Source organism: Bradyrhizobium iriomotense (assembly GCF_018129405.1).
Taxonomy (GTDB): domain Bacteria; phylum Pseudomonadota; class Alphaproteobacteria; order Rhizobiales; family Xanthobacteraceae; genus Bradyrhizobium; species Bradyrhizobium iriomotense_B.
In genome coordinates, this window is the sequence record NZ_JAFCLP010000028.1 from 20,127 (window position 1) to 33,693 (window position 13,567).

16 protein-coding genes are annotated in these 13,567 nt (G+C 65.4%); 1 reads left to right on the top strand and 15 read right to left on the bottom strand.

Annotated features, from left to right (window positions below; all coding sequences use genetic code 11):
• Window positions 1–5: 5 nt before the first annotated feature.
• The 11 genes from JQ592_RS34960 to phnG all read right to left on the bottom strand — a co-directional run bounded on the left by JQ592_RS34960 (window position 6) and on the right by phnG (window position 8,791).
• Window positions 6–959: an aliphatic sulfonate ABC transporter substrate-binding protein gene (locus JQ592_RS34960; protein WP_211407252.1), complete on the bottom strand. Its 954-nt coding sequence runs from the start codon at window positions 957–959 to the stop codon at window positions 6–8.
• A 21-nt stretch (window positions 960–980) separates the two neighbouring features.
• Entirely contained in the window at window positions 981–1,202 is a 222-nt protein-coding gene (locus JQ592_RS34965) for a hypothetical protein (RefSeq protein WP_211407253.1), read from the bottom strand.
• Between the two features lie 586 nt (window positions 1,203–1,788).
• Entirely contained in the window at window positions 1,789–2,400 is a 612-nt protein-coding gene (locus tag JQ592_RS34970) for a pyridoxamine 5'-phosphate oxidase family protein (protein ID WP_211407254.1), read from the bottom strand.
• 122 nt (window positions 2,401–2,522) lie between these two features.
• Entirely contained in the window at window positions 2,523–3,119 is a 597-nt protein-coding gene (gene phnN, locus JQ592_RS34975; protein WP_211407255.1) for a phosphonate metabolism protein/1,5-bisphosphokinase (PRPP-forming) PhnN, read from the bottom strand.
• On the bottom strand, window positions 3,116–4,273 hold the full coding sequence (locus JQ592_RS34980) for an alpha-D-ribose 1-methylphosphonate 5-triphosphate diphosphatase (protein ID WP_211407256.1): 1,158 nt from the start codon (window positions 4,271–4,273) through the stop codon (window positions 3,116–3,118). Before JQ592_RS34980 ends, phnN begins: the two co-directional genes overlap by 4 nt.
• A gap of 5 nt (window positions 4,274–4,278) precedes the next feature.
• Window positions 4,279–4,977: a phosphonate C-P lyase system protein PhnL gene (gene phnL / locus JQ592_RS34985; RefSeq protein ID WP_211407257.1), complete on the bottom strand. Its 699-nt coding sequence runs from the start codon at window positions 4,975–4,977 to the stop codon at window positions 4,279–4,281.
• Between the two features lie 8 nt (window positions 4,978–4,985).
• Complete coding sequence (phnK, locus tag JQ592_RS34990; protein WP_211407258.1) at window positions 4,986–5,783, bottom strand: phosphonate C-P lyase system protein PhnK; 798 nt, start codon at window positions 5,781–5,783, stop codon at window positions 4,986–4,988.
• Window positions 5,776–6,660: an alpha-D-ribose 1-methylphosphonate 5-phosphate C-P-lyase PhnJ gene (locus tag JQ592_RS34995; protein WP_211407259.1), complete on the bottom strand. Its 885-nt coding sequence runs from the start codon at window positions 6,658–6,660 to the stop codon at window positions 5,776–5,778. Before JQ592_RS34995 ends, phnK begins: the two co-directional genes overlap by 8 nt.
• A complete protein-coding gene (locus JQ592_RS35000) occupies window positions 6,657–7,760 on the bottom strand; it encodes a carbon-phosphorus lyase complex subunit PhnI (protein ID WP_211407260.1) in 1,104 nt (367 codons plus the stop codon). The genes JQ592_RS34995 and JQ592_RS35000 overlap by 4 nt, the downstream gene beginning before the upstream one ends.
• 4 nt (window positions 7,761–7,764) lie before the next feature.
• The gene (gene phnH, locus JQ592_RS35005; protein ID WP_211407261.1) at window positions 7,765–8,373 is read right to left on the bottom strand and encodes a phosphonate C-P lyase system protein PhnH; all 609 of its coding nucleotides are present in this window, start codon (window positions 8,371–8,373) and stop codon (window positions 7,765–7,767) included.
• 4 nt (window positions 8,374–8,377) lie between these two features.
• Window positions 8,378–8,791, bottom strand: coding sequence for a phosphonate C-P lyase system protein PhnG (gene phnG, locus JQ592_RS35010; protein ID WP_211407304.1), 414 nt, complete (start codon window positions 8,789–8,791; stop codon window positions 8,378–8,380).
• Window positions 8,792–8,960: 169 nt separating this feature from the next.
• Between phnG and phnF the strand changes: the two genes are divergently transcribed.
• On the top strand, window positions 8,961–9,689 hold the full coding sequence (gene phnF / locus JQ592_RS35015) for a phosphonate metabolism transcriptional regulator PhnF (RefSeq protein ID WP_211407262.1): 729 nt from the start codon (window positions 8,961–8,963) through the stop codon (window positions 9,687–9,689).
• Between the two features lie 132 nt (window positions 9,690–9,821).
• On the opposite strand, the gene phnE (JQ592_RS35020) is transcribed toward phnF, so the two are convergent.
• From phnE (JQ592_RS35020) to phnC, 4 genes are all read right to left on the bottom strand, one after another.
• Window positions 9,822–10,637: a phosphonate ABC transporter, permease protein PhnE gene (gene phnE, locus JQ592_RS35020; protein WP_246820933.1), complete on the bottom strand. Its 816-nt coding sequence runs from the start codon at window positions 10,635–10,637 to the stop codon at window positions 9,822–9,824.
• Between the two features lie 29 nt (window positions 10,638–10,666).
• Window positions 10,667–11,551, bottom strand: coding sequence for a phosphonate ABC transporter, permease protein PhnE (gene phnE / locus JQ592_RS35025; protein ID WP_211407264.1), 885 nt, complete (start codon window positions 11,549–11,551; stop codon window positions 10,667–10,669).
• Window positions 11,552–11,630: 79 nt separating this feature from the next.
• Window positions 11,631–12,566: a phosphonate ABC transporter substrate-binding protein gene (gene phnD, locus JQ592_RS35030; RefSeq protein ID WP_211407265.1), complete on the bottom strand. Its 936-nt coding sequence runs from the start codon at window positions 12,564–12,566 to the stop codon at window positions 11,631–11,633.
• 63 nt (window positions 12,567–12,629) lie between these two features.
• Window positions 12,630–13,439: a phosphonate ABC transporter ATP-binding protein gene (phnC, locus tag JQ592_RS35035; RefSeq protein ID WP_211407266.1), complete on the bottom strand. Its 810-nt coding sequence runs from the start codon at window positions 13,437–13,439 to the stop codon at window positions 12,630–12,632.
• Window positions 13,440–13,567: the final 128 nt, after the last annotated feature.

Below are 13,567 nucleotides of genomic sequence, written 5' to 3' on the forward strand. Positions count from 1 at the left end.
CCGGCTCAAGAACCCGGCGTCCATTTCCAGACGATGTCGGAGACGGTGACCGGCTTCGGGATCAGGCTGAGCTTTGCGAAACGATCGGCGACGGCCTGCTGGCTTGCGACAATTTCGGCATCCAGCGGCACCACGCGGAAGTTGGAGCGATCCACGAAACGCCTGACGGCCTCGATGTCAACGCCGGTCGCGTCTGCCTGCGCTTTGGCGACGTCCCCGTGGTGTTCGTTGGCCCAGACACCTTCGGACGCGAAGGTCGTGTTGAGCTTCGCGACCAGCGACGGGTATTTCTCGACGAAATCCGTATTGGCGATGTAGAACGCATTCGGCTTGTGCACGTCCTTGTCAAAGACGATCACACGCGCGCCCTCCTTCAATTCGGCGAGCGCGAGATACGGATCCCAGATCGACCAGGCATCGACCGAGCCCTTGACGAAGGCGGCCGTCGCATCGGCAGGAGCCAGCGGCGCCGGCGTGATGTCGGACCAGGACAGGCCGGCCTTTTCGAGCGCCGCGACGAGCAGATTATGCGCGCTCGATCCCTTGCCGAAGGCGACGCGCTTGCCTTTGAGATCGGCCAGCGCGTGAATCGGCGAATCCCTGGGCACAATGATCGCCTGGGTGTTGCCTTCCGATTTCACCGCGGCGACATAGCGGATCTTGGCACCGCCCGCCTGCGCGAAGATCGGCGGGGAGTCGCCGACATAGCCGAAATCGACGCTGCCGACATTGATGGCTTCGAGCAGCGGCGGACCGAACTGGAAATCGACCCACCTGATCTCGATGCCGAGCGGCTTGAAGGCGTTCTCGAGCGTCTGGCGCTGGCGTACCGCTGGGAAGAAACCGCCCTTCTGCGTGCCGATGCGGATTTCCGCCGGCTTGTCCTCGGCCCGCGCGGGTGCAGCCAGGGCGGTCGCAAGCAACAGCGTCGTTGCAAGGATATGTCGTCGGGTGATCATAACGCGGTCCTTTCGGTGGGATCAGTTGGCGAAGAGTTGCGAGCTCGCGCGACGGCTACGCTCGGAGAACACGGCACGGGCGGCGCGCTCGGCCTCGCGGGCCGAACGGAACTGGCGGCCTTCGAGGCTGTCGAACAGGCGCTCGGAGGAGAAGAAGCGGAAGCCGCGCTCATCTCTTGTGATGATGCCGGCGGCGCGGTCCTGGATCTCGATGATGTAGGCGTTCGACTGGGTCTGGGACATGACTGCTCGTTCGCCGAAATTCGGCGTTCCTGTCTTGAGATTTTCGGTGTGAGGTGCTGCTAGGAGACGGTCAGCAACAACAACAGGCGCCCGTTGCCGCCGAGAAACAGCGCCGCGTCATGCATGCCTGCATGTCGTTTCGATTGCGCTGGTGATCGGTTCTCATGGTGCGGCTTGGGCTCGAGGAGCAGTCTCTACGCTCCGAATATCGAGCGATTGGCGCGATTGGTCAATGAAATGGCTATCCATATTTGTGACCGGCACGCCGGGACGCTTCTCCCGCCGCAAGCACTGACAGACGGATTCATCTCGCTTGGCCAACGATCATCGGCTGCGACGATATCCCGTGCACTTGTAGGGTGGGTTAGCTGAGTGGATGCGCAAAGCGCGTCCGCTCAGCGTAACCCACCATTGTCTTTATCCGCGGAGACAAAAGAGGTGGGTTACGCCAGCGGCCTGCGCTTCGCGCAGCCGCAAGGCTAACCCACCCTACAAACTCTTCGCCTCTCCCCGCATCCGCCTTCGCCCGAAGGCGGGCTTCGGCGGACAAGAGCGCGGGGCGAGGGAGACGAGAGAGCGCGGACGATCACCACATCGTCGCGGCGGCCCGCTCGGGCCAGATGCGGTCGTACTCGGCGCCGCCGACCTTGTTCTGGCTCATCTCGGCGAGGATCTGCCCCGGCGTCGGCAGCGTCTTCGGATCGACGCGCTTGTCGGGATTCCAGAGATCGGAGCGGACGATGGCGCGCGCACATTGGAAGTAGATTTCCTCCACGTTCATCACCATCACGCTGCGCGGCGCCTTGCCCTCGACCTTGAACGAGGCCAGCAGGTCCGGATCGATCGAGAGATGCGCACGGCCATTGGCGCGCACGGCGTTGCCGGAGCCGGGGATCAGTAACATCAGCGACACCCTGGGGTCGCGCACGATGTTGCGCAGGGAATCGACCCTGTTGTTGCCGCGGCGATCCGGCAGCATCAGCGTCTTGGGATCGTGGATGCGGACGAAGCCGGGGAGATCGCCGCGCGGCGAGCAGTCGATGCCCTCGGGTCCGATGGTGGCGAGCGCGGCGAACGGCGCCTTTTCGATGAAGATACGGTAGAGCGGCGTGACATGGTCGGCGACTTTCACGGTCGAGGCGTCGTTGGTGACGCCGTAGATGGCCTCAAGCTGCTCGACCGTTTCGATCACCGTCATTCCGCTCTCTCCTTGTTGTGCCGGCAAGAGCTCCGTTCCGATGATATCGGAACGCAGCTCCGGATTCTTGGTTTGACGCGTTTTCTTAACGCGAACCGGCATCCACTTCGCTCGAAAACGCTTTAGTCTTGCCAGCCTTCATTCCTGATCGCGCGCACGAGCTGGCGGCTGTGATACTCCGCGCTGCCGGCGTTGAGGATGGTGACATCGGCGATTGCCGATGCGTCGTCGACGCTGCGCGACAGCCGCTCCGCGATGTTGCCGTCGCTGTGCCGGGCGCGCGCGGCGAGCCGCTGCGCCAGCACGTCCGGCGGCGCCGTGATCGCAACGACCACGACGTTGGCATAGGCCTGGCGCAACGCGGCAATCACCGTGCGCGAGACGTTTGCGACGACCGCACGCCCCGCGCGGATGTCGTCGTTGATCTCCAGCGGCAGCGCATAGGAATGCCCATGCGCCTCCCAGTGCACGGCGAAGTCGCCGTGTTCGCGCGCGCGGCGGAATTCGTCCTGGCTCATCGCGATATTGTCCTCGTCGGCCGACGACGCACGCGTCACGATACGGCGCGGGAAGACGATGTCAGGATCGTCGCTGCAGGCCGCCTGCGCCAGTCGAAGCAGAGTGTCCTTGCCGGCGCCGCTGGGGCCGACCACGAGCACGAGCCGGCCGGGGCCGATCGCTCCCGCCTCGCCCTCGGCCATGGTCGCGATCTCGCTCATGCGACGCGGTGTCCTTCGCGCCAGACGCTGCGGACGACGGGAACACTGCCTGCGACATGCACGCGGATCAGGTCGGCGCGCTTGCCGATCGCGACCTCGCCGCGGTCGGTGAGGCCGACCGCCTCTGCCGGCGCCTTGGTCACCGTGCGGACCGCCGCCGGAAGGCTGATCGCTGGCACGTGCTCCGGCAGTTGCAGCGCGGCCATGAGAAGGCTCGAGGGGATATAGTCCGACGACAGGATGTCGAGCAGGCCTTCGCGCGCGAGATCGACCGCGGCGATGTTGCCGGAGTGCGAGCCGCCGCGCACCACGTTCGGCGCGCCCATCAGGATGTCGATGCCGGCCTGGTGCAGGCCGCGCGCGGCCTCCAGCGTGGTCGGGAATTCCGCCACCGAAACGCGGTCGCGCACGGCGTCCGCGACGTTCTCCTCGGTGGTGTCGTCGTGGCTCGCCAGCGGAATCTTGTACTGATGCGCCAGCGCCACGATCTCGCGCATGTTGGTCGCGGCATGAAGCCTCTGATATTCGAAGCGCTTTGCGAACAGCTCGTCGAGCTCGGCATCGGTCTTGCCACCGCCCTTGCCCCGGTAATAGTCGCGCAGCTTGACCTCATCGCGGAACTGGCGCTGGCCGGGCGTATGGTCCATCAACGACATCAGCTTGACGTCGGGACGATCGATCAGCTCCTTGGCCTCCTCGACGACGCTCGGCATCGGGATTTCGCAGCGCAGATGCAGGAAGTGGTCGGCGCGCAGCAGGCTGGCCTCGCGCGCGGTGGTGATTGCGGCGGCGAGCACGCCGGCGCGGCCATCGACTTCCTCTGCGCCGTCCTCGCGCCAGACCCGGAGCGAGTCGAATACGGTGGTAATGCCGGAGGTCGCGAGCTGGCCGTCATAGGAGATGACGGCGGCGACCGGGTTCCAGAACACCTTTGGCCGCGGCACGTAGTGTGCTTCGAGATGGTCGGTGTGGAGCTCGATCAGGCCGGGCATGATCAAATCGCCGCCGGCATCCTCTGCGCCTGCGGGTGCCCTGCCCTCGCCAATCTCGGCAACGCGGCCATCGGCAAGAGCGAGCCAGCCCTGTTCGATCACCCGGTCGGCCAGGACGATCCTGGCGTTGGCAATCAATGTGTCCTTCGGCTTCATTTCCATGTCCTTCAGGCCGCGGCGGCAAAGCTGGTGACGTCGACGATGCGGTCGGCAATCAGATGACGGATTTCGTCGTCATGGACAATGGCGACCATGGCAACGCCCTGGCGCTTCTTTTCGGCGACCAGCTCGACCACCACAGCGCGGTTGGCAGCATCGAGCGAGGCGGTCGGCTCGTCCAGCAGCAGAATCGGCAGGTCCGAGATGAAGCCGCGCGCGATATTCACGCGCTGCTGCTCGCCGCCGGAGAAGGTCGCGGGCGGCAACTGCCAGAGGCGCTCGGGGATGTTGAGACGGTGCAGCAGCTCGCCGGCGCGCGCCTGTGCGTCGGCGCGGGCCATGCCGTTCACGATCAGCGGCTCGGCCACGACGTCGATGGTCGCAACCCGCGGCACTGCCCGCAGGAACTGGCTGACATAGCCGATGGTTGAGCGGCGGATGTTGAGGACCTGCCGCGGCTCGGCGGTGGCGAGGTCGACCACCGCGCCGCGATGGCGGATGCCGATGCGACCGTTGTCGCAGCGGTAATTGCCGAAGATCATCTTCAGGATCGACGATTTGCCGGCGCCTGATGGCCCCGAGAGCACGACGCATTCGCTCGCGTTGACGTGGAAGGTCACTCCGCGCACCACCGGCAGCTCGATGCCGCCCTGCAGGTGCATCGTAAAGGTCTTGCCGGCGTCAGTGATGTCGATCATGGCGGTCATTGGCTGGCTCATGGCGGCAGAATCGAGGAGACGAGGAGCTGGGTATAGGGCTCACGGGGATCGTCGAGCACCTGGTCGGTGAGACCGGTCTCGATGACGCGGCCGCCTTTCATCACCATCACGCGGTGTGACAGGAGGCGTGCGACCGCGAGATCGTGGGTGACGATGATGACGGCGAGGTTCAGCTCGGCGACGAGGCTGCGCAGGAGGTCGAGCAGGCGCGCCTGTACCGATACGTCAAGTCCGCCGGTCGGCTCGTCCATGAACACCAGCCGCGGCTCGGTGACGAGGTTGCGGGCGATCTGAAGACGCTGGCGCATGCCGCCGGAATAGGTCCGCGGCGCATCGTCGATGCGCGCTGTGTCGATCTCGACGCGGGTCAGCCAGTCGGAGGCAGTGTCGCGGATGCGGCCGTAGTGATTCCACCCGACCGCCATCAGCCGCTCGCCGACATTGGCGCCGGCAGAGACCGCCATGCGCAGGCCCTGCGCTGGATCCTGGTGCACGAAACCCCAATCAGTGCGGAACAGAAAGCGGCGCTCGGCCTCGCCGAGGGTGGCGAGATCGCGGGTCACACCGTCGCGCATGCGGTACGACACATGCCCCGCGCTCGGGGTGAGCTGGCCCGACAGCATTTGCAGCAGCGTCGATTTGCCCGAGCCGGACTCGCCGACGATCGCCAGCACCTCGCCGGGATAGAGCGAGAACGACACGTCGCGGCAGGCGGCGATGCGACCGAACGACTTGCTGAGGGATTTTGCGACCAGCAGCGGCTCGTCGTTGTCGAGCGTAGCCTGATCAACCATGCGCCTTCTCCTTGTACGGCGCGGCGCTGAGGCTGCCGTGATGGCCGGCGGCCTGGCGGCCCTCGCAATAATCGGTGTCGGAGCAGACGAACATGCGCCCGCCCTTATCGTCGGTCACGATCTCGTCGAGGTAGGAGTTCTCCGCACCGCACAGCGCGCAGGGTGCATTGAAGCGGTAGGGCTCGAACGGGTGATCCTCGAAATCGAGCGAGACCACCTGGGTGTAGGGCGGGATCGCATAGATGCGCTTCTCGCGGCCGGCGCCGAACAATTGCAGCGCCGGGCAATTGTCCATCTTGGGATTGTCGAATTTCGGCGTCGGCGACGGGTCCATCACGTAGCGCGCGTTGACCTTGACCGGATAGGCGTAGGCGGTCGCGATATGGCCGAAGCGGGCGATGTCCTCGTAGAGCTTGACGTGCATCAGGCCGTATTCGGCGAGCGCGTGCATGCGCCGCGTCTCGGTCTCGCGCGGCTCGAGGAAGCGTAGCGGTTCCGGGATCGGCACCTGGTAGACCAGCACCTGGTTTTCGTGCAGCGCCGTCTCCGGGATGCGGTGACGGGTCTGGATCACCGTCGCCTCGTCCGTTGCCGTCGTCGTGGCGACGCCGGCGGTCTTGGCAAAGAATTTTCGGATCGAGATCGCGTTGGTGGTGTCGTCGGAGCCCTGGTCGATCACCTTCAACACGTCCTGGGGCCCGAGGATCGCGGCCGTCACCTGCACGCCGCCGGTGCCCCAACCATAGGGCATCGGCATCTCGCGGCTGGCGAACGGCACCTGATAGCCGGGGATCGCGATCGCTTTCAGGATCGCGCGGCGGATCATCCGCTTGGTCTGTTCGTCGAGGTAGGCGAAGTTGTAGGCGGGCGCGTTCATTCCGCGGCCTCCTTCATGGCATCGGGCGCATTGGCCTCGGCAAACTCCTTGCGCAGCTTGCGCAGCAGGCCGAGCTCGGACTGGAAGTCGACATAATGCGGCAGCTTCAGGTGCTCGACGAAGCCGGTCGCCTGGACGTTGTCCGAATGCGACATCACGAATTCTTCATCTTGCGCCGGGGCCAGTGCCTCCTCGCCGAGCTCGCGGGCGCGCAACGCGCGATCGACCAGCGCCATCGACATCGTCTTGCGCTCGCTCTGGCCGAAGGCGAGGCCATAGCCGCGGGTGAAGCACGGCGCCTCGGTCGCGGAGCCCTTGAACTGGTTGACCATCTGGCACTCGGTGAGCTCGATCGCGCCGAGCGGCACGGCGAAGCCGACGTCTTCGGCTGCGAATTCGACCTCGACCTCGCCGAAGCGAATCTCGCCGACGAAGGGGTGGTTGCGGCCGTAGCCGCGCTGGGTGGAATAGCCCATCGCGAGGAGAAAGCCTTCGTCGCCACGCGCGAGGTTTTGCAGGCGCAGGTCGCGGTCGGCCGGGAAATTCAACGGCTCGCGGGTGAGATCGCCGACGCTGGCGCCGTCCTCGGCTTCCGGCGAGGATTCGATCAGCCCGTCGCGGCCGAGGATGTCCGTCACGCGCGGCGTCAGCGCAGCGGACGTTTCAGCCGTCGCCGGCGTCTCCGGCACAAAACCTTCGGCGAGCGAGGGATCGAGCAGGCGGTGCGTGTAGTCGAAGGTCGGTCCGAGGATCTGGCCGCCGGGAATGTCCTTGAACGTCGCCGACACCCGTCGCTGCACCAGCATCGCGCCGGTGTCGACCGGCTCGCTGGTGCCGAAGCGCGGCAGCGTGGCGCGGAACGCGCGGACCAGGAAGATCGCCTCGATCAGGTCGCCGCGCGCCTGCTTGATCGCAAGCGCCGCGAGCTCCCGGTCATAGAGCGAGCCTTCGCTCATGACACGGTCGACGGCGAGCCCAAGCTGCTCCGAGATCTGGTCGAGGGTAACTTCCGCAACGCTCTGATCGCCGCGCCGTGCATTGGCAAGCAGGCGGTGGGCGTTCTCGATGGCGCGTTCGCCGCCTTTGACTGCGACATACATGCTTCTAGCTTCCCTTGCTCACGACGCGCGTGGTGCGGGGGATCGCGACCACGGCGTCATCTGCGACCAGCACCACATCGATACCGCGCGGAAACAGCGCCTCATTGAAGCGCAGGCGCTCGAACAGGTCGAAAGGCTTGATCGACGCCTCGAGCGACGCGACCCCATCGATGCCGGGACCGCGCAGCTCGAAGCTGCGCCCGGAGTTCAGGCTGTCGACTTGAATGATCACCGTGGTCGACCGGTCCGGATATTCGCTCGTGCCGAGCGCGAAGCGCTCGAGCGAAGGCAGCGCACCACCGTCGCTGATGAGCGCGAACGAAGCGATCGAGGAATCCTGCACCACCGGCGCGCCGGTGTGGAACTTGAGCCACTTCAAGACGTCGGAACTCTCCGCCATCCGCGCATCGAGCCAGAGCGGCGTATCATGGTCGAACAGCGTCAGCGCGATCGCCGCGGTGCCGCGCATCATCATGCCGGGCGCTCCCGCCATCGGCACGATGCGCTGGACCGAGCCCGGCCGCGCCATCGCGTCCATGACCGAACGAAAGGTCGATTGCGCCGACAAGACCTTGTCGGCGAAACCCGGCGGCAGTTCCGCAATCGTGGTCATGATCTCACCCCTCACCGCGCACCATGGTGTAGAAATCAACCTTCGTGGCGGCGGTCTCGGCCGCCGCGTGCTTCCGCCTGACCATAAGCTGCTCGCGCAACGGCGCGATAACGCTGCGCTCGACCAGCCCGCCGAAATCACGGGACTGCACCAGCGCATCACATAGCGCGATCAGCCGCGCCTTCTCGCCGTCGCGCCCGAGCGTGTAGCCGAAGCCGACCTCGCCGCTGGCGAGCCGCACCGCCGCGCGCGACACCGTGGCTTCGCCGAGATTGAACGGCGCACCGTCGCCGCCGACCCGGCCGCGCAGCATCACGAGGCCGTTCTCCGGCGCACGCAGATCCTGATGAGCCGGCAGGGCGAGATCGCGGAGGCGAGCGGCGATCTCGCCCGCCTCCGCGTGCGCCAGCACGGCCATTGCGGCCTTGCGCTGGGCTTGCTGGGTATTGTGCTGGGTCACCGATCCACCGAACTTTTGACAGAACTTGCCGAATCCAAGTTGTCTATGATACTAGACAACTTCATACGGACGCGCCATGACTGTTTCGTGACAAAGATGTGATTTTCGGGCTAGGCTGACTGACGACATGAACATGCAGGACACAGCCTCTTCGGGCGTCGCTTTGTGGCGCCTCGTTGCCGACGGCATCGAGCGCGGCATCGCCGACGGCCGCTTTGCGGCCGGCGACAAGCTGCCGGGCGAGATGGAGATCGCCGAAACCTATCGCGTGAACCGCCACACCGTGCGGCGCGCGCTGGCAGCCCTTGCCGAACGCGGCATCGTGCGCGCCGAACGCGGCAGCGGAACCTATGTCGAGGCGCAGAAGCTCGCCTATCCCTTGCGCTCGCGTACGCGCTTCTCCGAGATCGTCGGCGCCGACGGCCGCGAGCCGCATGGCCGCCTGATAGAGGCGACGGATGACGTCGCGACCCGCGAACTCGCGCGGGAGCTGGGACTGAAAACCGGCGCGCCCTTGGTGAGGATCGAGGCGATCCGCCTCGCCGACCGCACGCCGATCTGCGTCTCCACCACCTGGCTGTCGGCGGAACTGTTTCCGGGCGCAGGCGAGGTGTTCGCCGCAACGCGCTCGATGACGAAACTGCTCGAGCATTTTGGCGTCCGCGACTATCGCCGCGGCGCGACCCGGATCACCGCCGGCATCGTGGATGCGACCGATGCCGCGCGGCTCGATCTTCCGCTCGGACGTCCGATCCTGGTGGTCGATGCCACCGACCACGATCTCGCCGGCAAGCCGCTGGTGACGAAGCATTCGCGCTTTGCCGCAGAGCGCGTGGAGTTTTTGGTGGAGTCGTAGGGGACTCTCTCCACGAAACCGGAGCCGTAGGGTGGGCAAAGGCGCACTTCGCGCCGTGCCCACGATCTTTCTCGATATCTCGTTAGAAGTGGTGGGCACGCTTTCGCTTTGCCCACCCTACGGCACCGTTGCTCAGGCGACAGCACGCCTTCCAATAATCGCAAACCGCAGCTTGCCCGAGATGAAATCGATCGCGGCAACCGCGACCAGGATCATCAAAATCAGGAACGACACCTTCTGCCATTCCAGCACACGGATCTGCTCGGCAAGCTGGAGGCCGATGCCGCCGGCGCCGACGATGCCGATGATGGTGGCCGACCGCGTGTTGGATTCGATGAAATACAGCACCTGGCCGGCGATCACGGGCAGGACCTGGGGCAACAGGCCGAAGCGGATCTCGTGCAGCGCGCTGCCGCCGGAGGCGCGGATGCCTTCGACCTGCTTCTGGTCGGCCCCCTCGATCGCCTCGGAGAACAGTTTGCCGAACGCGCCGAAATCCGACACCGCGATCGCGAGCACGCCGGCGAACGGACCGAGGCCGACGACGTTGATCCACACCAGCGCCCAGATCAGCGTGTCGACGCCGCGGATCGAGTCGAGGAAGCGGCGGATCGGGAAGCGCAGAATGTTGGACGGCACGATGTTGCGCGCCGCCAGCAGGCTCACCGGCAGTGCAAACACCGCCGCCAGCGTGGTGCCGAGCAGCGCGATCGAGAGCGTCTCGCCCAGCGCCTTCAGATAGATCGGCAGGGAGGAGCCGGGATCCGGCGGGATCATCATCAGGCTGATCCAGCCGAGCTGGCTGAGGCCGGCGAAGAAGCGCGACGGCGAGAAGTCGAGATCGACAAGGCCGTAAGTGAGGATGGCGAACGCCGCGACGATCATCACAGGTGTAGCGAGCCGCGCCGAGGCCGGCCGGTCGAATACGTCAGGGTAGCGCGCGCGCATCTCGCGCGTATCGACCTGCTGCGGCTTCGTCACGTCCGCGCATCCTTGCCGAACAGGCGGCCGCGCAGCCAGCCGGTGGTGATGTCGATGATGAAGACCGTGACGATGATGGTGAGCAGGATGGCGCTGACGTCCGAATAGTAGAACTTGCGGATGGCGACCACGAGTTCCTGACCGATGCCGCCGGCACCGACGAAGCCCATCACGGAAGCTTCGCGGACATTGATCTCGAAACGCAGCAGTGCGTAGCTGGCATAGCCGGCCGTGACCTGCGGCACGATGGCGAAGCGCATGCAGGAGAGCCAGCTCGCCCCGGTCGAGCGGATGCCCTCGACCGGCTTCATGTCGGCATTCTCGACGATTTCCGAGAACAGTTTTCCCAGTGCGCCGGTGGAGTGGATTGCAATCGCCAGCACGCCCGCCATTGGCCCCAGGCCGAAGGCAATCACGAAGACCAGTGCGAAGACGATGCCGGGGACGGTGCGGGCAAATTCAAGCAGACGCCGCACGACGAAGCGCAGCCAGGGCGACGGCGAGGTGTTCTCAGCCGCGAAAAAATTGAGGCAGAATGCGAAGGTCGCGCCGATCAGCGTGCCGACATAGGAGATCAGCAGCGTCTCGCCCAGCATCTTCAGCCATTTGCGCCAGCCCCACAGCCACTCGCCGACATCGGTCCAGACCCGCTGGCCGCTGTCGAGCGTGAGGATGCGGTCGAAATAGCTGATGAAGTTGCCGAAATAGGTGAACAGCGTGCGCAGATTCACCTCTGCGCCGATCGCGGCGAGAACCAGCGCCGCGGCAAAGATCGCAGCTCCCAACAGCAGACGAAGCCGCCTGCGCGAGACCGCCTGGCGATAGGCCGCGTTGAGCGCGGCCAGCTGCTGCTCGGGGAGGATCGAAACCGCGATGGTCATCTGGTCAGGGCGAGTGGTGGTTCAGAAAAGAGAAAGAGCCGGGTCCATCGACCCGGCTCGAGTAGCTCGTCCCGAAAGCTCAGGACGCCTTCTTCTTACGCAGCGCATCGACGAACTTGATCAGCTCGATCGTGCCATCCCAGTCCTTGGTGGTGGCGGGATGAAAACCCTTCTTCTGGCCGTCGGAGAGCCGGTCGAACGCGGCCTTGTCCTTGGCCGGCGCGTCGAAGAACGCCTTGGCGATGGCGGCCTTGGCGTCTTCCGGCAGGTCGGAATTGTAGGCATAGGGGCCGTTGATGATCGGCGCCGACTTGTGGATGATGCGGAAATCATCCTTCTTCATCGCCGAGCCGTCGGCGTTCTTCAGCATGCCCTTGGTCAGCATCTGCGCCAGCGTGGAATCATCGTCGCTGGTCCACTGGTTGGCGGCGACGTCGACCGTGCCCTGCGCCAGCGCGAGCATCGCGTTCTCGTGGCTGCCGGTGAAGACGACCTTGCTGAAATAGCCGTCGGCATCCGGGATGCCCATCTTGTCAAGCTCGAAGCGCGGCACGTTGTTGCCCGAGGTCGAGTTCGGGTCGACGAGACCGAGGTTCTTACCCTTGAGGTCATCGACCTTCTTGTAGGCGCTGCTCGCCTTGACGAAGAACACCGAATAGTAGCCGGTCGAGCCGTCGGCGTTGATGTCGTTGGCGAAGGCGTCGGTCTTGACGCCGGTCAGGCGGGCGCGGGCGAACGAGGCCGAGCCGTAGCTGGCGATGTGGATGTTGCCGGCGCGCTGGCCCTCGATGACGGCAGCGTAGTCGTTGGCGATGCGCAGCGTGACCTTCACGCCCAGTTCCTTGGAGAGATAGCTCACGAACGGCGCCCAGCGCTCGGTGACGCCGGAGGCGTTCTCGGCCGGGACGACCGCGAAGGTCAGCTCGGGATATTTGGCCTTCCAGTCCTCGGCGGACGCGGAAGCAGTGAACGCGAGCGCGGCGGCGCCGGCAAGAACTAGTCTGCGAGTGAACATGATACCCTCTTCATCGGTTGGGGTCGGTTGACGCAATACTGGCAACAAAAGATGCGGCGTGACTCAGGCCGCCGCGGCGGTTCCGAGCGCCGGCACGCCCTCGGGCGCCGGGACAGGCATGCCGCCCATGACGTCGGCGGCTTCGAGATCGTAGAGCTCGCGCGCGACGTGATCGGTCAGCGCGGACGGCGCGCCATCGAACACCACGCGGCCGGCGGCCATGCCGATCAGGCGGTCGCAATAGGTGCGGGCGAGATCGAGCGAATGCAGGTTGCAGAGCACGGTGATGCCGAAGTGCTTGTTGATGCGCAAAAGCGCATCCATCACGATCTTGGTGTTGCGCGGGTCGAGCGAGGCGATCGGCTCGTCGGCGAGGATGATGTCGGGCTGCTGCACCAGCGCACGGGCGATCGCGACGCGCTGCTGCTGTCCTCCGGAGAGCTGGTCGGCGCGCTGGGCGGCGAGCGAGGCAATGTCGAACTGCTCGAGCGCGGACATCGCCAGCGCCTTGTCCTGCTCGGGCCAGATCTGCGACAGCGAGCGCCAGGCCGGCATGGTGGCGAGACGCCCCATCAGGACGTTGGTGAGGACGTCGAGCCGGCCGACCAGGTTGAACTGCTGGAAGATCATCGCCGAGCGGGCGCGCCACTGCCGCAGCTCCTTGCCGCGCAACGCGGTAACGTCGATGCCGTCGAACAGGATGCGCCCTTGCGTCGGCGTCACCAGGCGGTTGATGGTCCGGAGCAGCGTCGACTTGCCGGCGCCGGATCGTCCGATCACACCGACGAAGCCGCCGGGGGAAATTTGAAACGAAGCGTCGTCCACAGCGGCTTTTGCGCCGAAGCGGCACGTCAGACCTTCAACCACCAGCATACAGGGGCTCCAGAGTAGCTGGAGCCAATCGCTAACGCCCGCGCTTGACACTTGTGTGACACGCACGTTGCAGTGCGGCGATCCTACACACCTCATCCCCTGTCATCGCCATGTCATGACATTGTCAT